Genomic DNA, 19,810 nt, shown 5'->3' with positions numbered 1-19,810 from the left:
ACGCGCTCCCGAGGCAACGCTCGGTCCCTCCGAAGCACCCGAGGCCGTGCGGCGACCGGACAGCCACGTACACGACGTTCCACACGCCGCAGAGCCGAAGTGCCCCCGAACCACGCGATCGCGCGGTTCGGGGGCACTTCGGTTGTGCAGCGGCGCTGGACCCGAACGCCAGCGCCGCGGTCCGGTCAGATCAGGTCGTCGGTCAGGTGGTTCGGCGTGCCGAAGCGGTGCGCGGTGATCGACACCGCCTGCTCGCGGACGAACGGCAGGATCTCGAGCCGCCCGGCCTCGGTCACGGGGCCGCCGTACACCGCGACGTCCGGACGGCCTCCGACGGCCGAGTACAGCGCCGAGGTGTCGCCACCGATGAGCCGCACCCGGGTCGACGGCCCCGAGGCGACCGAGCTCGCGAAGGCCTCGTCGGACACCGTCTGCGACAGCGAGCGGACGATCGGCAGCGAACGGATCGCCGAGGCGACGGACGACGGCAGCGTCGCGGCCGTGGAGACCTCGATCGTCGTGCCGGCACGGAGTGCAGCGGCGACGACGCGGACGAGCTCCGGGACAGCGTCCTCGTCGGCAGCGGCCAGCCGCACCTGCACCGACGGGAACGGCAGGTACCGCGCGATGTTCCGCTCGGCGCTGAGCGCCGAGACGTCGATCGCGGTGCCGAACAGCGTCGACCACGCCTGCTCGTCCGAAGCCAGCGAGCGGTCGAGCGCCTCCGAGCTCACCTCGGCCGCCCGGACGAACGCCGAGACCGGACCCGACACGGCGACACCGGACGCGGCGACCGCCGGCGCAGGCGTCCACGACCCGAGCCCGAGCAGGTAGTTCAGCCCACCGGCCTTGGTGCCCGCGCCGACCGCCGACTTCTTCCAGCCGCCGAACGGCTGACGGCGGACGATGGCGCCCGTGATGCCGCGGTTGACGTAGAGGTTGCCCGCCTGGATCCGCGACAGCCACGTGCCGATCTCGGCCGGGTCGAGCGAGTGCAGGCCCGAGGTGAGGCCGTAGTCGACCTCGTTCACGATGTCGATCGCCTCGTCGAGCGAGTCCGCGGTCATCATGCCGAGGATCGGGCCGAAGTACTCGGTGCGGTGGAACTCGGAGCCACGGCGGACGCCCTGTCGGACACCCGGGCTCCAGAGCCTGCCGGTCTCGTCGAGCTGCTTCGGCTCGACGGCCCAGGACTCCCCCGCGCCGAGCTTCGTCAGGCCGTCGAGCAGCTTGCCCGAGGCCGGCTCGATGACCGGGCCCATCTGGGTCGCGGCGTCGGTCGGGTAGCCCACCGTGAGCGAGGCCACCGCGTCGAGCAGCTGGTTCCGGAAGCGCTTCGACCTGGCGACCGAGCCGACCATGACGACGAGGGACGCGGCCGAGCACTTCTGGCCGGCGTGGCCGAAGGCCGAGGCGACGACGTCCTTCACGGCGAGGTCGAGGTCGGACGACGGCGTGACGATCACGGCGTTCTTGCCCGAGGTCTCGGCGAGCAGCGGCAGGTCGGGACGGAACGAGCGGAACAGCTCGGCCGTCTCGTACGCACCGGTGAGGATGACCTGGTCGACCATCGGGGACGCGATGAGCTGCTGCCCGAGGTCGTTCTCCGACACCTGCAGGAAGGCGAGCACGTCGGCCGGGGCCCCGTGCGCGTCGAGCGCGGTCTCGATGATCGAGGCGAGCACGGCCCCGGAGCGCTCGGCGGGCGGCGCGGGCTTCAGCACGACGGCCGACCCGGCCGCCAGCGCAGCGAGGGTCGATCCGGCGGGGATCGCCACGGGGAAGTTCCACGGCGGCGCGACCAGGGTCAGCGCCGCGGGCGTGAAGGTCGCACCGTCGACGTCGTCGAGCGAGGACGCCAGGGTGCCGTAGAAGTGCGCGAAGTCGATCGCCTCGGACACCTCGGGGTCGGCCTGGTCGATGGTCTTGCCGGTCTCCGACGCCATGACCTCGATGAGCGCGGCGCGGTTCGCCTCGAGTGCGTCGCCGACGGCGTGGAGCACGGCGCCACGTGCGCCACCGGACCAGGTGCCCCAGACCGCACCGGCGGCCTTGGCGCGGCCGAGCGCGGTGTCGAGCGCCGTGGCGGAGTCGACCCGGGCCTCCTGGACGGCGCGGACACCGAGCGTCGACGAGGCGACCCGCGCGGTGATGGCGTCGCCCCAGGCGCGGACGGCGCCGACCGAGGGGTCGCTGTCGGGGGTGTTCTCGAAGTGACCGGGGCCGGGGCGGCCGACGGCGGCGTACCGGTCGGCGACGCGGTGCGACGGCGGTGCGTCGAGTCCGCCGGGCTGCGCGAGCGGCTCGAGCGAGGCGCGGAAGCGTGCTTCCTCGCGGGCGAACAGCGGCGGCGAGGAGACCAGCGAGAAGACCGCGGACATGAAGTTGTCCTGCGACGCGCCCTCTTCGAGACGACGGATCAGGTAGGCGATCGCGACGTCGAACTCGCCCGGGTGGACGACCGGCGTGTAGAGCAGGAGCGAGCCGACCGTGTTCTTCACGGCCGACGCCTGCCCCTGCGCCATGCCGAGCAGCATCTCGAACTCGATGCCGTCCCGCACCCCGCGCTCACCGGCGAGCAGCCACGCGTGCGCGACGTCGAACAGGTTGTGCCCGGCGACACCGACGCGCACGTTCTCGACGCGCGAGGGGGTGAGCGCCCAGTCGAGCACGCGCTTGTAGTTGGTGTCGGAGTCCTGCTTGGTGTGCCAGGTGGCGAGCGGCCAGCCGTGCACCGAGGCCTCGACCTGCTCCATCGGCAGGTTCGCGCCCTTGACCAGCCGGACCTTGATGCCGGCACCACCACGGGCACGGCGGGCGGCGGACCACTCCTGCAGCTCCTGCATCGCGGCGAGCGCGTCGGGCAGGTACGCCTGCAGCACGATGCCGGCTTCGAGGCCGAGGAACTCGGGCTCGTCGAGGAGCTTCGTGAAGACCGCGATGGTGAGGTCGAGGTCCTTGTACTCCTCCATGTCGAGGTTGATGAACTTGGCCGGGCTGGCGGCTGCGGCGCGCTGGAAGAGCGGTCGGAGCTGCTCGACGATGTCGTCCACCGCGTGGTCGAACGCCCACGGCGAGTGCGGGTGCACGGTCGAGGACACCTTGATCGAGACGTAGTCGACGTCGTCGCGGGCCAGCAGCTTGTGCGTGCCCTCGAGTCGGCGGGCGGCTTCGCGCTCGCCCAGCACGGCCTCACCGAGCAGGTTGACGTTGAGGCGGACGCCGTCGCGCTTGATGCCGGCGATGGCCGGGCCGAGCTTGGAGTCGGTGGCGTCGACGATGAGGTGGCCGACCATGTTGCGGAGGACGCGTCGGGCGATGGGGACGACGACGTTCGGCAGCACGGGGGCCATGCCGCCGCCGAGTCGGACGAGTCCGCGGAGCGCGGCGGGCAGGAACCCGGGGGCGTCCGGGGCGATCTGTCGGAGCTTGCGGGCGGCGACGGCGAGGTCTTCCGGTCGCACGACCCCGTCGACGAACCCGACGGCGAAGTCGAGTCCCGCGGGGTCGGCGAGCACCCCGGCGAGCTGCTTCGCGGAGCCGTCGACCGGGTAGGTCTCGGCCTCGGCGAGCCACTGTCGGACGAGCGCGACGGACTGGTCCGCCAGGGCGTCGTGGTCGATGGCGGAGTCCTCGTGCAACGTCGTCATGGGTTCAGTGTGGAGGTCCGGGATGCGGTAGCGGAAGTGAGCGTTCCTGATGGATACCGTTCAGTTGCGCTACCGTTCCGGGCTCGGCCCGGCTAGCGTCGGACCATGCTCGACGTCCGCCGTCTCGTGCTCCTCCGTGAGCTGTCCATCCGCGGCACGATCGCGGCCGTCGCTGAGGCCGTGAACTTCACCCCGTCGGCGGTCTCGCAGCAGCTGAGCGCCCTGGAGCGGGAGGCCGGCGTGCAGCTCCTCCGCAAGGCCGGGCGACGGCTGCAGCTCACCCCGCAGGCCGAGGTGTTGGTCGCCGCTGCGGGCCAGGTGCTCGACGTCCTCGAGCACGCGCAGTCGCAGGTCGAGGAGACCCTGTCGTCCGTGCAGGGCCGCGTCCGGGTCGCCGTGTTCCAGTCCGCGGCCCTCGCCCTGATGCCGAGCGCCCTGCACGAGATGGCCACGGAACACCCCGACGTCCGGGTCGAGATGGTGCAGCGGGAACCGGAGACCGCACTGAACGAGACGTGGGCTCGCGACTTCGACATGGTGATCGCCGAGCAGTACCCGGCCCATGCCGCTCCGCACCTGCCCGGGCTCGACCGCTCCGACCTGACGACCGATGCGGTCCGGCTCGCCCTGCCCCCGCTCGACACGGCCCTGCGCCCGGTGTCGTCGCTCGAGGACGCGCGCACCATGCCCTGGGTTATGGAGCCCCGGGGTACCGCGTCGCGGCACTTCGCCGAGCAGGTCTGTCGGCGCTGGGGCTTCGAGCCCGACGTCCGGTACGAGACCGCCGACCTGCAGACGCAGATCCGCCTCGTCGAGTCGGGCAACGCCGTCAGCCTGATGCCGGACCTGATGTGGACCGGTCGGACGACGACCTGTCGGCTGCTCGAGCTGCCGGAGGGCCCCCGACGCACGATCTTCACGGTGGTGCGGTCCGCGGGGTCGTCGTCCCCGGCGGTCCGCGCACTCCGCGACGCGCTCGAGCGTGCGGCAGCAGCCGTCGCCGACTGATCCACTGGCGCGTACGCCGTCCAGCGCACGCCATCCAGCGCACTCCCTCCAGCGCCGTGACCGGATCGAGACCTGTGCATCCGTCAGGATCTCGTGGACGCGGACATCTCCTGGATGAGGGCACCTGCCGGTGCCCCGACCGCATCCGAGGGGGATCCCATGAACCAGCCCTGCACCGCCACCACGCGACGGGTCGCCGCCATCGGCGCAGCCGTCGCCATCGTCACCGCGTCGTCGGCGTTCGGCATCGGCGCCGCGACCGCCGTCGCGGCCGAGCCCACGACCGTCACGAGCACGGCGACGCCCGGTACGCCCGCCGCGCCCGCCGCGACGGTCGACACCGACGAGCAGCCGGGAGGCCCGTCCACCGACCCGACGCCGACCGCCGTCCCAGGAACGCCGGCACCAGAGCCCACGACACCCACCGCACCGGCCACGCCTGTGGCACCAGCGGCGCCGGCGGCGGCCGAGCCGACGCCGGCCGCCGACGACGGCAGCGACCTCGCCTTCACGGAACCGTCCACCGCCGAGGACCCGATCGAGCTCACCGCCATCAGCGGCACGCCCTTCACCCGCACCTTCGAGACCACCGGCGGCGACGGCACCGTCGGCTACGCCATCCAGGACGCCCCGTCCTCCGACTACTGGGTCAACGTCGACACCGGTGTCCTGAGCGGCGACCCGAAGGAGGCCGGGACCTTCCGGTTCCAGGTCGTCGCCCTGAGCGGCTCGACCGAGATCACGCAGTACGTCGAGCTGACGGTCGCTCCCGGTGACCCCGTGGGCGTGACGTTCGGCGTCGCCACCCCCGACTACAACGGGCTGTGGCAGGTCGAGACCGACGGCACGATCTGGGAACAGGCCGCCGGTCAGGGCCGCGTCCGCATCGTGCCGAGCATCCCGGTCGCCGAGGACACCCCCCTCGCGCTCGCCGGGCTCGCGGTCGACGCGTACGGCAACCGGACCACGCCGGGTCCGGACTACCCCCGGTCGACGGTCACGAGCACGGACGACTCCGACTCGGCGGTGTGGAACGACGGGGACTCCTCGAACACCGTGACCTTCGGCGGCACCGGCACCCGGACCGTGACGGTCTCCGAAGGGGGCGTCTCCACGTCGTTCGAGGTGGTGGTCGGCGCCGAGGACACCGACGAGCCCGCCGCCCCGGACACCATCGCGTTCACCGAGCCCTCGACGCCCGAGTCGCCGATCCGCATCGAGACCACCGCGGGCGAGCAGATCGAGCGCACCTTCAGCGCGACGGGGTCGTCGACGGAACTGCACTACGTCCTGCTGACCGGTCCGACGGCGTTCCCCGTACCGGGCAACGAACACCCGATCGCACCGCTCGGCCTCGCCGTCGGTGACACGAGCGGGGTCCTGAGCGGTGCCCCGACGGTGGCCGGCGAGTACGACTTCCAGGTCATGGCCATGAACGGGTCCCGCGCTGCCACCCAGTACGTCCACCTGTCCATCCGTCCCGCCGCGACGAAGGAACTCAGCCTGCTCGTCGGCACGATCGGGTCCCCGAAGGGATGGCTCCGTGATGCCGAGGGCCTGCGCGAGGTCTTCGCGGAGAGCCCGAAGTCGATCCCGGTCGACGCCGTCCCGGTGGCCCAGGGGTCGACGATGGTCGTCCGGGTGACGGCCCTCGACGCGTTCGGGAACAGCACGAAGGAGTCCGACGGCGCGCAGCCGGTCGTGACGAGCAGCGTGGCCAGCGACGAAGTGACGCTGCCGTACGGCGAGTGGGAGCCCCGCGTCGAGTTCCCGCACGCCTCGCCGCACACCATCACGGTCGCCCTCGGTGACGTCTCGACCACGTTCGACGTGGACGTGCGGCCGACGATCGCGACCATCGGCAACCCGACCCCGACGGCAGGCGGCGGGCACCTCGCCTACACGGGCGCCGACGCCTCCGGGCCGCTCGCGTGGGCGCTGGGCCTGCTCGCCGCCGGCGGCGGTCTGCTGGTCCACCGTCTGCGTCGCCGTCGCGCCTGAGACGCGGCCCCAACGGACGGGAGGCGCGGTGCGGGCGTGCACCGCGCCTCCCGTCCGCCCTTCCGCACCCACAGGACGCGCCGCGCGTGCGGGGGTCAGGCGGTTTCCCGCACGCACCCCCAACCCGGGTCACATTCCGGTGAATCGTCACAGCCCGGCAACGTCATCCCGCTACGATCCGAGAACGCCGACATTCTCGGCAAATTCACATGATCCGGGCGAAGAGCCCGGACCGACCCCTGGGGGGACCCCGTGCACCGCAGCACCTCCACCGTCCGTCGCGCCTGCGCCGTCGGCACCACCGTCGCACTGGTGGGCCTGACCACCGGCCTCGGCATCATGACCGCGACGGCCGCCAACGCCGAGACGCTCGACACGACGCAGCCGATCGTGGCTGCCGAGACGCCCGCCCCGGTCGTCTCCGACGAGACGCCCACGCCGACGGACCCGCCCGCCGAGACCGCGCCCGAGACCCCGGCTCCGGCCGAGGAGACCCCGGCGGCACCCACCCCCGAGGCCGGCGAGCCGGCCGCACCGGAGACCACCGCGCCTGCCGCCACCGAGGCCCCGAAGCCGACCGAGACGCCGAAGCCCGACGTCACGGCCAAGGCCGCCGACGCCACCGTCACCATCGAGGGCACGGCGAAGGTCGGCACCCGACTCGTCGCCGTCGTCACCGGCTTCGACGACGAGGCGGGGTACAAGTACTCGTGGACCGACCAGGACGGCAACGTCCTGTCGAAGGCCGCGAGCTACGTCGTCGACCCGACCGACGTCCGCAAGACCATCACCGTCGCCGTGACGGGCACGCTGCCCGGCGCGACCGAGACCTCCACGGTCGAGTCCGAGGCCACCGCGGCCGTGACGCAGACGCCGGCGTTCCTCGGCGAGGACGGCCAGCCCACCGAGGCCGGCGCCACGCAGGACAGCCCGCTCGAGCTGAGCACCGCCGCCGGTGACGCCTTCTCGCACACCTTCCGTGCGCAGGGCTTCCCGGAGCCGAAGTACAGCCTCGCCTGGTTCTCCGAGGACGATGCCGAGTACGCCGAGGAGTTCCCCGAGGACGAGGCGGCCCCCGAGGACCAGCTCCCCGACGGTCTGACCTTCGACGCCTCGACCGGTGAACTCAGCGGCGTCACGACCGACGCGTGGGACTACGAGTTCGCGGTGACCGCGACGAGCGGAACCGAGTCCGTCACCCAGTACGTGTCACTCACCGTCGAAGCCGGCGCTCCGCTCGGCGTGCAGGTCTACACGATCGACCGTTCGCAGCTGGAAGCCGAGAAGCAGCGCTCGTGGATCATCGCGCCCGACGGCTCCGTCTACACGGTCGACGCCGAGTCCACCGACGACTCGTTCTCGGTCGTGTTCACCGACGGCGGTCGTCCGACCGTGAAGCAGGGCGGCACGCTCGTCGTCCAGGGCGGGCTCGTCGACCGGTACGGCAACGACATCCTGGCCGACGAGGACGAGACGGTCCTGCCGACCGTCACGTCGGACGTCGCCAGCGACGTGATCGCTCCGGACCCCGAACTCGGTGACTTCGGCATCGTCGGCGTCACGTTCCCGCACGCCTCGGTGCACAACCTGTCCGTCGCCTTCGGTTCGTTCAGCACGTCGTTCGCCGTCGACGTCCAGCCGACCGCGGTCGCCGGCATCGCCGACCCGACCCCGGTCGCACCGGCAGCGGCCCCGGTCGCCCCGGTCAACACCGGTGGCCAGCTCGCCTACACCGGCTCGGACACCACCGACGCACTGCCGTGGGCCCTGGGCCTGCTCGTCGCCGGTGCCGGCCTCATCGGCGCCCGCTTCGCGCGCCGTCGCCGCGCCCAGCGCTGACACTCTGAGACGTCTCCCGTCCGTCGCGTGCCCGCGCGGTGGACGGGAGGCCCGTGACGGCCCCGCCTGCTCCTCCACCGGAGCAGGCGGGGCCGTTTCCGCATCCGCGCCCGGCCGGGTCCGCGCCGGTAGCGTTGGCGACATGCCCACGCTGCTGCACATCGACTCCTCGGCCGACCTGTCCCACTCCCGCTCGCGTGCCCTGACCGCGGCCTTCGCCGACGCCTGGCGCGCCCGCGGCCCGGAGTACACGGTCGTCCGGCGGGACCTGCACGTCGACCAGCTCCCCCACCTCGAGAGCTCGGCGCTGCACTGGGCCGCCGCCGACCGCACCGCGGAGGAGACCGTCGCGCCCGAGGCAGAGGCCCTGCGCCAGGCGGTCATCGACGAGCTCCTGGCCGCCGACGTCGTCGTGGTGGGTGCGCCGCTGTACAACTACACCGTGCCGTCGACCCTGAAGGCCTGGATCGACCGCATCCACGTGCCCGGCATCCTGACCGGCGGCGTGCAGCCCCTGGCCGGCCGCCCCGTCGTCACCGTGGTGAGCCGCGGAGCCACCTACGACGCCGGCACCCCGACCGAGGGCTGGGACCACGGCTCCCCCGTCCTGCACATCGTGCTCGGCACCGCGCTCGGCATGAAGCTGTACCCGATCACCGTCAGCGCGACCCTGGCCGACCGGCTGCCGGATCTCGCACCGCTGGCCCAGCACGCCGCCGCAGAGTTCGCCGACGCGAAGACGACGATCGAGCGGCTCGCGACGACGCTCGGCTGACCCGCGCGTCCGTGGCGCTCGTCAGGCGGGCCGGACCTCGTCGGCCCGCCCGAGCAGGTCTGCGTGGAAGGCCGTCTGCGTCAGCGCGCTCGCGAGCAGGAACCCGGTCATCGACTCGATCCCACCGCTGAAGGGCACCCGGGCGGCGACCTCCAACAGCGTCGGACGGGCCAGTGCGTCGAGGGCCGCCGCAACGTGACGTGAGCGTTCCTCCCGGTGCCGGGCCAGGGTCTGCGCGCGGGTGACGACGTCACGGAACCGGTACTCGTGCCCCGGGCAGACCTCGAGGTCGGAGTACGGCTCGAGCCGCGCGAGCGAGGCGAGGTAGTCCCCGAGCGGGTTCGTGCCGGTCCGGCCGCCGAGCCCGATGCCGGAGTTGATCCGCGGCAGCACGTGGTCGCCGGAGAACAGCAGACCGTCGGGCTCGTCGAGGAAGCAGACGTGCCCGGCCGTGTGCCCCGGAGTCCACACTGTGCGGATCGTCCGGCCGGGGATCGGCAGCGGGTCGCCGTCCTCGAGCAGCACGTCGGCGAACGGCGCCTCGATCCGGCCCATCCCGATCCGGCGACCGCTGCCCCACGCCTCGACGACCCCGGCCCGCAGGTGTTCGGGCAGTCCCCACGTCGCGATGTCGGCGTCGTTCCGCTCCGCGTCGGTGCGCTCCCGTTCGAGCGCGCGCACCTCGAGGCCGTGCATCGCCACCCGGGCACCCGTCGCCCGGCGAATGGCCGCCGCGGCGCCCAGGTGGTCCGCGTGCAGGTGCGTCACGGCCACGAGCGACACGTCGTCCAGGGTGCGTCCGATCGCGGCGAGCCCGTCCCGCAGCTCGGCGAGCTCACCGACGGCCGACCACCCGGGGTCGATCACCGCGAGCGACCCGTCCGACCCCTCGACGACGTAGACCAGGGTCGCGTCGGGCACCCCGAAGCGGAAGGGCACCGCGAGGGTCCAGATGCCCGGCCGGACCTGCTCGACGGGTGGCAGGACGCCGTCGCGGAGCGCGGCGGACTGCACGGGGCTGATCGGTTCCGGGGCCGGCGCTGCCGGCGGGGGCACGGTCGTCACGCGGGCCACCATACCGACGCCGCGGGTTCGTGCTGCAGGAGCAGTGCCGTGCAATCTCTTGTTTCACCTTTGGTATTCCACTATGTTCAGGATGTGGTCGCTGATCCCGACGAGAGGAATCTATGCGCAAGTTCACAGTCCTGATCGCGAGCATCGGTCTCGCGGCCACATCGATGACGATCGCCCCGTTCGCAGCAGCGAGCACTTCCCCCGGGCCGACGATCAGCGGAACCGCGACACGGGCGGACGGATCGCCGTTCTCGAGGGGCGCGCCGGTCGCATTGTTCGCAACTGCTCGAGACCATGCCGACTCCGCGACGGGCCATACCGTCGAGTCCGTCCGCGTCGCGACCTCCCGCGTCGGAGCGAGTGGGGCCTTCGAGTTGACCATCGAGGACATCGCGACGGTCGAAGCGTTGGTGGACGAGTCCGCCGTCGTCGACTTCGAGGTCCGCGCCGTGGACGGGACTGCACTGGCCCCGTACTCGATCAGCCGCAAGATCGTCCACGACGACGGTCGAGTGCTCCTGGTTGACCCTGCCTTCGACCAGGAGACGTCGCCGGCTCGGGCAGCTACGACCGAACCGTTGCAGATCACCGGAACCACCACCATCGAATCTCCACTGGAAGCCGGCTTGATCGCGGAGGGATCAGCCCCGGCGGTCCAGGGTTCGGGCGCAGCGCCGATGACGCAGGTGTGCGGGGAGACGAAGACCAAGAACCTGGGTACCCGTCGCGTGCTGGTCGGGGCGACCTACGCGATGTCCGGCTCGACGACCGGGAGGTTCACGTACAAGGCCGGGGCTTCGTCCAGCCTCGGAGTGGCGTACTCGGCCAGCGGGCGAGGCGGCACCTGGTCGAAGGCGGGCACGACAAGTCGCTCGTCGACCGCAGGCGTGAGCTTCGGATCGCGGACTGGCGGCAATGCGTACTCGACGTACTTCACCTACGGTCAGTACGCCCAGTGGTGCCGGCCGCTCGGAGTGAACCTCACGGCGAAGACCGGTTGGTCGTCTTCGGCTTCGATGTCGTACACGAACAACTCCTCGTCGAACAAGCGCATCTGCGGCACACACGGCTACTGGGGAGGCACGCCTGTCCGGGCGGTGACCAAGTGAAACGCGCTGGAGTTCCTGCTCTCGCGGTGGCCCTCGTGCTCGGGATCACCTCGTGCACACCGTCGACGAACGGACCGCTGCGGTTCGCCGACAGCGGCACCGTCTGGTGCCAGAGCGCGCGACTCGATGGTTCGATCGGCATCCCGATCGACAGGGAGAACGGTCCGCCCATCGTGGTCACCGGCATCAGAACGCCGGAGCAGACCGGGGTGACGACGCACGAAGTCCTGCTGGTTCCGGTCTCCCCGTACAGCAGGACCGGGTCGGTGTCGTGGCCGTTGGCGGAGGAATGGGGCGATCCGAGGTCCGCGATCGGCCGGACTGTTCCCGCAGGTGAGCACTTCGACCTCGCCATCCACCTGTCACGCGACAAGGGAACATCAGGTACGACAGGACCCATCTTCATCGACTACCAAGCCGAAGGCCGCTCGTACACCGCCAACGCGCACACGCAGGTGGAGATGGAGCCGGACTGCCGACGCTGAACACGCTTGCAGTGCATGGTGAGCAGAAATGGTCGGGTGCCGGCACTGGACCCGACCATTTCTGCTCACCGAGCACATCCACCGGGCGGAGCACGGGCCTCCAGGCAGACGGCGCAGGCCGCGCCGACAGCCCCCGCGAAGCCCCCGAGTACACAGGACGCATGGAGATCACACCGATGCTCGCCAAGGCCGTCGCCACCGTCCCCGACCCGGACAGCACGAAGGGCGGGCTGCGGTACGAACCGAAGTGGGACGGCTTCCGTGGGATCGTGACCATCGACGGTGACGACGTCGAGATCGGCAGTCGCGGGTCCAAGCCGCTCACCCGGTACTTCCCCGAGCTCGTCGAGGCGATCCGCGCGCAGTTCGGCGGCCGCGACCACCCGGTCGTCCTGGACGGCGAGGTGATCCTGCGCTCCGGCGAGCCCGGCGCCGAGCGGCTGGACTGGGAGGCACTGTCGCAGCGCATCCACCCGGCGGCCTCACGGATCGCCAAGCTCAGCGTCGAGACCCCTGCGCAGTTCGTGGCGTTCGATCTGCTGGCGGTCGACGGACAGGAGCTCCTCGACCTGCCCTTCGACGAGCGCCGCGAGCGCCTGGAGCAACTCGGCGACGCGATGACCGACCCGCTCTTCGTCACCCGCACCACGCTGGACGTCGAACAGGCGCGCGAATGGCTCACCACCTTCGAGGGCGCCGGGCTCGACGGCGTCGTCGCGAAGCCGCGCGCGCGGCCGTACGAACCGAACAAGCGCTCGATGCTCAAGATCAAGCACCACCGCACCGCCGACGTCGTCGCCGTCGGCTACCGCGTGCACAAGAGCGGCTCCGGCGTCGGGTCCCTGCTGGTCGGCCTGTACGACACGGACGGCGAGCTCCGCCAGGTCGGCGGCGTCTCCGCCTTCTCCGACAAGCGCCGGGCCGCGTTGATCGACGAGCTCGAGCCCGTCGTGCTCCGCGATGCGGACGGGAGGCCCGTCACCGGCGACGGGGAACGGTCGCGGTTCTCGTCGGGTCGCGACACGTCGTTCGTCCGGCTGGCGCCGGAGCTGGTGCTCGAGGTCCGGTACGACCAGATGGAGGGCGACCGGTTCCGGCACACCGTGCAGTTCGAGCGGTGGCGACCCGACCGTGACGCGACGTCGTGCGGGTTCGAGCAGCTCGAGGTGCCGAGTGCGTACGACCTGAGCGACGTGCTGTCCTGACGCGGAACGCACTGTGGTGTCCGTTTGTCGCTGTTCTGTCACGTTCGGCGAAAAGTAGTTAGCCGAACTAGCGAAGCCGTGCCAGGATGATGTCAGCAGCACGAGGCGTCCAGTCCGGACGCCCGGATCGAAAGCGGTCGACATGAGCACCAGCACGCTTGTCCGCCACCCGCGGCGGAGCCCCTTCACAGAAGTCCGAGAGGCACGGCGCCAGCGCGTCCTGCAGCTCAGCGCGGTCATCAGCGCCATCGCCGGCGTGACCGCCACGGCGCTCGCACTCGTCACGGTCGGACTCGGCTCGTGATCGTCGACGGCATCACCGACGTGCACCGCGGCACCTGGTCGCGGCTCACCCGCCTGCACACCGCCAGCATCGGGTTGCCGACGCACACCACGCGCGTCGAGGACCCGGACCGTCAGCGGGACGTCTCCTCCGCAGCCTGAGGCTCAGCGTCGGCCGCTCGGCATCAGCTGGGCTTCTTCGCCCGTGAGGGCTGCACACGCGGCGGCTCCCCGGGCATCTTCGGGAAGTCCGGCGGGAACGGCAGCTCGCCCTCGCCGTTCGCCAGGTCCCGCTCCCACCACTCGAGCAGTGGGGCGATGCTGCCCGGCTGCTCCCCCATCGACTCCCACGGGTCACCCGTGGTCAGCAGCCGCTCCGGCACCGTGCGGATCGTGAAGGCCGTCGGGTCTGCGGTGCGCAGTTCGTCCCAGGTGATCGGCGTGGACACCGAGGCGTGTGCGAGAGCTCGGGGGCTGTAGGCACCGGCCATCGTGCGGTCGCGGTTCGCCTGGTTGAAGTCTACGAAGATCCGCTGCCCCCGCTCCTCCTTCCACCACGCCGTCGTGACCCGGTCTGGCATCCGGCGTTCGAGTTCGCGCGCCGCGGCGATCACCGCGTGCCGCACCTCGAGGAACTCGTGCTCGGGCCGGATCGGCGCGAACACGTGCAGGCCGCGGTTGCCGCTCGTCTTGATCCAGGTGGTCAGGCCGACCTCGTCGAGGACCTTCCGGAGTTCCTCGGCCACCGGCACCGTGTCGCCGAAGTCGGTGCCGGGCTGCGGGTCGAGGTCGATCCGCAGCTGGTCCGGGTGGTCGCTGTCCTCGGCACGAGAGGCCCACGGGTGGAAGACCACCGTGTTCATCTGGGCGGCCCACACCGCCACCGCCGGCTCGTCGATCACGAGCTGCGGGTGCGAGCGGGCGCTCGGGTAGGTCACCGTGACCGAGCGGACGTAGTCGGGCGCACCCTTCGGCGGGTTCTTCGAGAAGAACTGCTCGCCGTCGACGCCGCCCGGGAACCGCTGCAGCGAGATCGGCCGGTCGCCGTTCGCCCGGACGAAGGCGTCGCCCACCGTCACGAGGTACTCCGCCAGGTCGAGCTTCGTGATGCCCGCTTCGGGCCAGAGCACCCGCGCGGGGCTGCTGATCCGGACCTCGCGGTCACCGTCGGGCCCGGGCACCCGCACCGTCGTCGCTTCGCTCGCCATGCAGCGGACCGTACACGCGTGGCAGCCGCCCGCCCGCAGCCAGGTGTGCGCCGACGCGCTCCCGCTGGACACCGGTGTTCCCAGGTCGAACACGCGCACGCCGGTGTTCAGCGCGCGGACACCGGTGTCCCGCGGCCGGGGTCGGCAGGATGGGCGGGTGAACGCGTACCTCGGCATCGACCTGGCGTGGGGGCTCGGCTCCGAGCGGAAGGCCGCGAACGAGACCGGGCTGGTGGCGATGGACCACGACGGCACGATCACCGACGCCGGGTGGGCCCGCGGGGTCGATGCCGTCACGGACTGGATCGCCCAGCACCTCGGGCCACGATCCCTGATCGCCGTGGACGCCTCGCTCGTCGTGACGAACCCGACGGGCATCCGCGAGTCCGAGCGGCAGGTCGGGCAGCGCTACGGCCGGTGGAAGATCGCCGCGAACCCGACCAACCAGGCATCGGCGGCGAGCGCCGGCTCAGCGCTGCTCGACCGGCTGACCGCGCTGGGTGTCGGGTACGTCTCCGACACGGATTCGATGCGACGACGCACCGGTCCGGCGATGTTCGAGTGCTACCCGTACACGACGCTGGTCGGGGTGGAGGAGCTCGGCTACGACGTGGAACGGCCCCGGTACAAGCGACTCGATCTCCGGATCCCCGCCGCCGAGGCACGTGCCCGTCGTGCCGAGGCCTTCGACGAGCTGGTCCGGCGGCTGCGCGAGACCCCGCTCGACCCGCCGCTGCTGCTCGACTCGCACCCGCTGACGCAGCGGCTCGCCGAGCCGTCGGTCCTGCACGGTCCGACGCACAAGCACCGCGAGGACCTGCTGGACGGCGCCCTGTGCGCGTGGACGGCGGCGTTCTGGGAGCGACACGGCGACCAGCGCGTGCAGATCCTGGGAGGTGATCGGGGCCTCCCATCCGACCCGCTGGACGAGGCGGGCCGCCGGCCGGTCGTGGTGGCACCCGCGCGCCCGTCGCAGCGGAGGCCGCGCGGCTAGGGTTGAACGGTGAGCACGACGACCGAACCCCTGCACATCGGGCTGGTGTCGCTGCACACCTCCCCCGGAGACGAACCCGGTTCTGGCGAGGTCGGCGGCATGAACGTCGTCGTCCGGCACCAGGCCGAGGCGCTGGCCGACCGGGGCCACCACGTGGACATCATCACCCGCCGGTCCGCACCGACGCAGCCGGACTCGGTGTCGCTCGTGCCGGGCGTGTGCCTGCGGTTCCTGTCCGCGGGGCCGGCCGAACCGGTGCCGAAGGGTGAGCACGACGCGTTCATCGAACCGTTCCGTCACGAGCTGGAGCAGCTCGGGCCGTTCGACGTCCTGCACTCGCACCACTGGTTCTCCGGCGCGGCCGCGCTGCCCGTCGCCCGCGAGCGCGGCGTCCCCCACGTGCAGTCGTTCCACTCCATCGCCGCCGACCCGGCCACGCCCCTGTCCGAGGGCGAACGCCCCGAGTCCGCGGGCCGCATCGCCGGCGAGGAACTGCTGGCCCGCGAGTCGGACGCCGTCGTCGTGGTGTCCGAGGCCGAGGCGTCGACCGTGCGCACCCGACTCGGTGGCGACGACGCCCGCATCTGGATCGTGCCGCCGGGGGTCGACGGGTCCGTCTTCCGGCCCGCGGCGGTCGGTGCGCGCCGCGCCGCCACCCCCTACGTGGTCGCGGCGGCTCGCGTGCAGCCGCTCAAGGGCCTGGACCTGGCGATCGAGGCGATCGCGGACATCAGCCTGGAGGCCCGCCCCACCCTGGTCATCGCGGGCGACGTCTCGAGTGAGGCGGGCGACTACGTGGACGAACTGCGTCGGCTCGCCGAGGCGCGGGGCATCGCCGACCACGTCACCTTCATCGGGCCGCAGTCACGTGCCGACCTGGCGTTCCTGTTCCGCGGCGCGGCAGCCGTGCTGGTGCCGTCACACTCCGAGACGTACGGGCTCGTCGCGCTCGAGGGCTCCGCTTCCGGGGTGCCGGTCGTGGCCGCCGCTGCCGGGGGCCTGCGCGAAGCGGTGGTCGACGGGGAGACGGGCGTGGTCCTCGAGTCCCGCGACCCGCAGGCGTGGGCTGCCGAGATCGAGCGGATCCTGACGGATGCGCCGTACGCCGCCGGACTCGCCGCTGCGGGGCGGGAGCACGCGGAGCGCCTCAGCTGGGAGCGGTCGGCCGCGGGGCTCGAGGACGTCTACCGCCGGGTGCTCGGGCGCCCGTGAGCGAGACGGACGGGCGGTTCGCCGCGTTCTGGGGGGCGCTCGACGCCGTGCCCGTCGAGTCGGACGCCGAGGCGCTGTACGACGTCGGATCGGCCGAGGGACGGCTGCGGCGAGCGAACCTGACACGGTACCTGGAGCAGTCCGGGTCGGGGGCCGACACGTTGCTCGTGGCCGAGGCCCCGGGGTGGCGTGGCATGACGAACACGGGTGTGCCGTTCACGAGCATGCGGGAGCTGGGACCCGAGTACCTCGTCCCGCCGGAACCGACCGCACCGTGGGAAGCGTCGTCGCGCGTCGTGCACGCGGCACTGGACGGCTGGCGCGGTGCGCTCCCCGTCGCGTGGGCGATCTTCCCGCACCACCCCTTCGTGGCACCGGACCGGCTGACGAACCGGACGCCCCGACCCGCCGAGGTCCGCTCGGGAGCGCCCGTCGCCCTCGCGCTGCTGGAGGCCCTGGGCGGCATGGACCGGGTCCGGGTGGTCGCCGTCGGTCGGAAGGCGCAGGGGGCACTCGCGCTGGCCGGCATCGAGGCGACCGCCGTGCGGCACCCGGCGCAGGGCGGCGCGAAGGAGTTCACCGAACAGTTGCGGGCGCTGGACCGCTAGCTGACCGTCGGTCCGTCCCGGTCGAGACCCGCTCAGGCGGAGCGGACCTCGATGCCCTTGGCCGCGAGCCGCTCGGTGACGTGGGCGGGCAGCGGCGCGGCGGCGTACACGGTGCGGAGCTCCGGCAGGTCGAGCAGGTCGTCCCAGTTCTGCGGGTCGAAGCGGTCGTCCGAGCCGTCCCAGCCGGGGTGCACGTCCTGCAGCACCTCGAGGTCGGAGTCCACCGTGATCTCGGTGACGAGCGACAGGTGCGACGGCAGCAGGTCGAGGTCGTCGTAGTACTCGCGCGCCCGGTCGTCCTGCCCGTCGACGTCGAGGTCCTCGTCGGTCTCGTCCTCGGCGTCCGGGTCGTAGGGGTCGAGGACGTCGAGGTCGTAGCAGAGGACGTCGAGCACCAGGAGCTTCGCGTTGAAGTCCGCGAACTCGATGGGCTCCTCGGTGGTGTTCGACTGCTGGTCCATGGCCGGAGCGTATCCGTCGCCGAGCGACCGTGTTGCGATCGCGAGAAACCTCCCTGTGGGACTGGACAGGAAGGCACATCGCGCGAAAGGGTGACGCATGGCCACCACCAAGACGGACCGCCCACAGCAGGAGCAGCACGAGCTCCGCCGGGTCATCGGTCCCAAGCTCCTGCTGCTCTTCATCGTCGGCGACATCCTCGGCACGGGTGTCTACGCGCTGACCGGCCAGGTCGCGGCCGAGGTCGGCGGGGCAGCATGGCTCCCCTTCCTCATCGCGTTCGCGGTCGCGCTGCTGACGGCGTTCTCGTACCTGGAACTCGTGACGAAGTACCCGCAGACCGCCGGTGCCGCCCTCTACGTGCACAAGGCGTTCGGCATCCACTTCGTCACCTTCATCGTGACGTTCATCGTGATGTGTTCCGGGATCACGTCAGCGTCGACGGCGTCGCGGGCGTTCGCGGCGAACCTGGGTGCCGGGTTCGGCATCGAACTGCCGAACGGCGCGGTGATGCTCATCGCGATGGGCTTCATGCTCGCGGTGATGTTCATCAACTTCCGCGGGGTGAGCGAGAGCGTCAAGACGAACGTCGTGCTGACGCTGGTCGAGCTGTCCGGTCTCGTCATGGTGATCCTGATCGGGTTCTGGGCGATCGCGGGCGGCAACGCGGACTTCTCGCGGGTCGTGATGTTCGAGACGCCGGAGGACAAGTCCCTGCTGCTGTCGATCAGCACCGCGACGTCGCTGGCGTTCTTCGCGATGGTCGGGTTCGAGGACTCGGTGAACATGGCCGAGGAGACCAAGGACCCCTCGCGCATCTTCCCGAAGATCATGCTCACCGGCCTCGGCATCACCGCGGTGATCTACGTGCTCGTGTCGATCTGCGCCGTGGCCGTGGTGCCGATCGGTGAGCTCGCCGGCAACGAGACCCCGCTCGTGACCGTCGTGCAGACCGCCGCGCCGGACTTCCCGATCGCCGACCTGCTGCCCTTCATCTCGATGTTCGCCGTCGCCAACACCGCACTGATCAACATGATGATGGCGTCGCGCCTGCTCTACGGCATGAGCAAGCAGGGCGTGCTGCCGGGCTTCCTGTCCCGCATCTCCCCCGCCCGTCGCACCCCGTCGACCGCGATCGTCTTCACCACGCTCATCTCGCTGCTGCTGATCGGGTGGGTCTCGCTCGACCCGGAGTCGCCCATCGTCGTCGTGCTCGGTGGCACCACCTCGCTGTTGCTGCTGACGGTGTTCGCCGTGGTGAACGTGACCGTGCTCGTGCTGCGCCGCGACAAGGTCGACCACAAGCACTTCCGAGCCGGCGTCGTCATCCCGGTCATCGGCGTCATCACGTGCCTGTGGCTCGTCATGCCGTTCTCGTCCGGTCGTGACCCACAGCAGTACCAGATCGCCGGTGCGCTGCTGGCGCTGGGCGTGCTGCTCTGGGTCCTGACCTGGTTCACCCACGGACGGAAGCAGGCCGAGAAGGCCCCGACCGGGCTCGTGACGGAGCCGACGAAGGTGCAGCGCCCGCCGCACGACCACCGCGACGTCTGATGGACGCGACCATTGTCATCTGGACCGTCGTCATCGCGGTGATCGCCGCGCTGTCGCTGTCCGCCGGAGGCTGGCGCCTGCGTCGGGGCCGGGATCGGGGTCGACAGGACGGTCGACGCGGGCGGTGACCGCCGTGCACGAACGACCCGTGACGGTTCTGGTTCGCGAAGCCCCCGCTTCGTGAACCAGAGCCGTCACTCGTTGCCGGGGACGCACCTTCCATGCGGCGAGCGACCGGCGGCGAACCGCGGACCCCGAAGTGCGAACCCCGAACCCCGAACGTGCGACCACGGCGGGCCGCCGCTCGCTTCCCAGGAGGCGCCCGTACGCTCGTGCTGCTCTTCCCG

Annotated in this window: 17 protein-coding genes; 13 read left to right on the top strand and 4 right to left on the bottom strand. The window is 71.5% G+C overall.

The annotated features are described in order from the left end of the window. Positions 1-185: 185 nt before the first annotated feature. Positions 186-3,650 (bottom strand): bifunctional proline dehydrogenase/L-glutamate gamma-semialdehyde dehydrogenase, encoded by a 3,465-nt coding sequence (locus OE229_RS09535; RefSeq protein ID WP_262137666.1) that lies wholly within the window; start codon positions 3,648-3,650, stop codon positions 186-188. Between the two features lie 105 nt (positions 3,651-3,755). Here OE229_RS09535 and OE229_RS09530 point away from each other — a divergent pair, with 105 nt between their 5' ends. From OE229_RS09530 to OE229_RS09515, 4 genes are all read left to right on the top strand, one after another. Beyond that, positions 3,756-4,658, top strand: a complete 903-nt coding sequence (locus tag OE229_RS09530; RefSeq protein WP_209134781.1) for a LysR substrate-binding domain-containing protein — start codon at positions 3,756-3,758, stop codon at positions 4,656-4,658. Between the two features lie 159 nt (positions 4,659-4,817). Then, complete coding sequence (locus OE229_RS09525) at positions 4,818-6,659, top strand: hypothetical protein (RefSeq protein WP_262137663.1); 1,842 nt, start codon at positions 4,818-4,820, stop codon at positions 6,657-6,659. 252 nt (positions 6,660-6,911) lie between these two features. Continuing rightward, positions 6,912-8,498: a putative Ig domain-containing protein gene (locus OE229_RS09520; protein WP_262137661.1), complete on the top strand. Its 1,587-nt coding sequence runs from the start codon at positions 6,912-6,914 to the stop codon at positions 8,496-8,498. 142 nt (positions 8,499-8,640) lie between these two features. Then, a complete protein-coding gene (locus OE229_RS09515) occupies positions 8,641-9,273 on the top strand; it encodes an FMN-dependent NADH-azoreductase (RefSeq protein ID WP_182065556.1) in 633 nt (210 codons plus the stop codon). 21 nt (positions 9,274-9,294) lie between these two features. On the opposite strand, the gene OE229_RS09510 is transcribed toward OE229_RS09515, so the two are convergent. Beyond that, on the bottom strand, positions 9,295-10,338 hold the full coding sequence (locus tag OE229_RS09510) for an MBL fold metallo-hydrolase (protein ID WP_262137658.1): 1,044 nt from the start codon (positions 10,336-10,338) through the stop codon (positions 9,295-9,297). A 122-nt stretch (positions 10,339-10,460) separates the two neighbouring features. Between OE229_RS09510 and OE229_RS09505 the strand changes: the two genes are divergently transcribed. From OE229_RS09505 to OE229_RS09485, 5 genes are all read left to right on the top strand, one after another. Next, positions 10,461-11,456, top strand: a complete 996-nt coding sequence (locus tag OE229_RS09505; RefSeq protein WP_262137655.1) for a hypothetical protein — start codon at positions 10,461-10,463, stop codon at positions 11,454-11,456. A 26-nt stretch (positions 11,457-11,482) separates the two neighbouring features. Continuing rightward, positions 11,483-11,941, top strand: a complete 459-nt coding sequence (locus OE229_RS09500; protein ID WP_262137653.1) for a hypothetical protein — start codon at positions 11,483-11,485, stop codon at positions 11,939-11,941. Between the two features lie 161 nt (positions 11,942-12,102). Beyond that, positions 12,103-13,146, top strand: coding sequence for an ATP-dependent DNA ligase (locus OE229_RS09495; protein WP_262137651.1), 1,044 nt, complete (start codon positions 12,103-12,105; stop codon positions 13,144-13,146). A gap of 142 nt (positions 13,147-13,288) precedes the next feature. After that, positions 13,289-13,450, top strand: coding sequence for a hypothetical protein (locus OE229_RS09490; protein ID WP_163343780.1), 162 nt, complete (start codon positions 13,289-13,291; stop codon positions 13,448-13,450). Continuing rightward, positions 13,447-13,590: a hypothetical protein gene (locus OE229_RS09485; protein ID WP_155896788.1), complete on the top strand. Its 144-nt coding sequence runs from the start codon at positions 13,447-13,449 to the stop codon at positions 13,588-13,590. The genes OE229_RS09490 and OE229_RS09485 overlap by 4 nt, the downstream gene beginning before the upstream one ends. 23 nt (positions 13,591-13,613) lie before the next feature. On the opposite strand, the gene ligD is transcribed toward OE229_RS09485, so the two are convergent. Then, positions 13,614-14,636 (bottom strand): non-homologous end-joining DNA ligase, encoded by a 1,023-nt coding sequence (ligD, locus tag OE229_RS09480; protein WP_262137649.1) that lies wholly within the window; start codon positions 14,634-14,636, stop codon positions 13,614-13,616. Positions 14,637-14,793: 157 nt separating this feature from the next. On the opposite strand from ligD, the gene OE229_RS09475 reads away from it, so the two are divergent. The 3 genes from OE229_RS09475 to OE229_RS09465 are packed head-to-tail and all read left to right on the top strand — an operon-like array spanning position 14,794 to position 17,450. Then, complete coding sequence (locus OE229_RS09475) at positions 14,794-15,630, top strand: DUF429 domain-containing protein (protein WP_262137647.1); 837 nt, start codon at positions 14,794-14,796, stop codon at positions 15,628-15,630. A gap of 9 nt (positions 15,631-15,639) precedes the next feature. Continuing rightward, the gene (locus tag OE229_RS09470) at positions 15,640-16,842 is read left to right on the top strand and encodes a glycosyltransferase (protein ID WP_182065561.1); all 1,203 of its coding nucleotides are present in this window, start codon (positions 15,640-15,642) and stop codon (positions 16,840-16,842) included. Continuing rightward, positions 16,839-17,450 carry a uracil-DNA glycosylase gene (locus tag OE229_RS09465; protein WP_262137643.1) on the top strand — a complete coding sequence of 204 codons (612 nt, stop codon included), beginning with the start codon at positions 16,839-16,841 and terminating at the stop codon, positions 17,448-17,450. Before OE229_RS09470 ends, OE229_RS09465 begins: the two co-directional genes overlap by 4 nt. Before the next feature lie 32 nt (positions 17,451-17,482). On the opposite strand, the gene OE229_RS09460 is transcribed toward OE229_RS09465, so the two are convergent. Beyond that, positions 17,483-17,911 (bottom strand): DUF6892 domain-containing protein, encoded by a 429-nt coding sequence (locus OE229_RS09460; protein ID WP_182065563.1) that lies wholly within the window; start codon positions 17,909-17,911, stop codon positions 17,483-17,485. A gap of 97 nt (positions 17,912-18,008) precedes the next feature. Here OE229_RS09460 and OE229_RS09455 point away from each other — a divergent pair, with 97 nt between their 5' ends. Beyond that, positions 18,009-19,463, top strand: a complete 1,455-nt coding sequence (locus tag OE229_RS09455; RefSeq protein ID WP_262137641.1) for an APC family permease — start codon at positions 18,009-18,011, stop codon at positions 19,461-19,463. The last annotated feature ends 347 nt before the right edge of the window (positions 19,464-19,810 follow it).

Source organism: Curtobacterium poinsettiae (assembly GCF_025677645.1).
Classification (GTDB): Bacteria; Actinomycetota; Actinomycetes; order Actinomycetales; family Microbacteriaceae; genus Curtobacterium; species Curtobacterium poinsettiae_A.
Note: the sequence above shows the minus strand (reverse complement) of the source record. Positions and strands in the feature narration are given on the sequence as shown.

Bases quoted from the DNA above. Each gene is read 5' to 3' on its own strand.
- OE229_RS09535 (WP_262137666.1), bottom strand. From the start codon at position 3,650: ATGACGACGTTGCACGAGGACTCCGCCATCGACCACGACGCCCTGGCG.
- OE229_RS09530 (WP_209134781.1), top strand. From the start codon at position 3,756: ATGCTCGACGTCCGCCGTCTCGTGCTCCTCCGTGAGCTGTCCATCCGC.
- OE229_RS09525 (WP_262137663.1), top strand. From the start codon at position 4,818: ATGAACCAGCCCTGCACCGCCACCACGCGACGGGTCGCCGCCATCGGC.
- OE229_RS09515 (WP_182065556.1), top strand. From the start codon at position 8,641: ATGCCCACGCTGCTGCACATCGACTCCTCGGCCGACCTGTCCCACTCC.
- OE229_RS09505 (WP_262137655.1), top strand. From the start codon at position 10,461: ATGCGCAAGTTCACAGTCCTGATCGCGAGCATCGGTCTCGCGGCCACA.
- OE229_RS09495 (WP_262137651.1), top strand. From the start codon at position 12,103: ATGGAGATCACACCGATGCTCGCCAAGGCCGTCGCCACCGTCCCCGAC.
- OE229_RS09490 (WP_163343780.1), top strand. From the start codon at position 13,289: ATGAGCACCAGCACGCTTGTCCGCCACCCGCGGCGGAGCCCCTTCACA.
- ligD (WP_262137649.1), bottom strand. From the start codon at position 14,636: ATGGCGAGCGAAGCGACGACGGTGCGGGTGCCCGGGCCCGACGGTGAC.
- OE229_RS09460 (WP_182065563.1), bottom strand. From the start codon at position 17,911: ATGGACCAGCAGTCGAACACCACCGAGGAGCCCATCGAGTTCGCGGAC.
- OE229_RS09455 (WP_262137641.1), top strand. From the start codon at position 18,009: ATGGCCACCACCAAGACGGACCGCCCACAGCAGGAGCAGCACGAGCTC.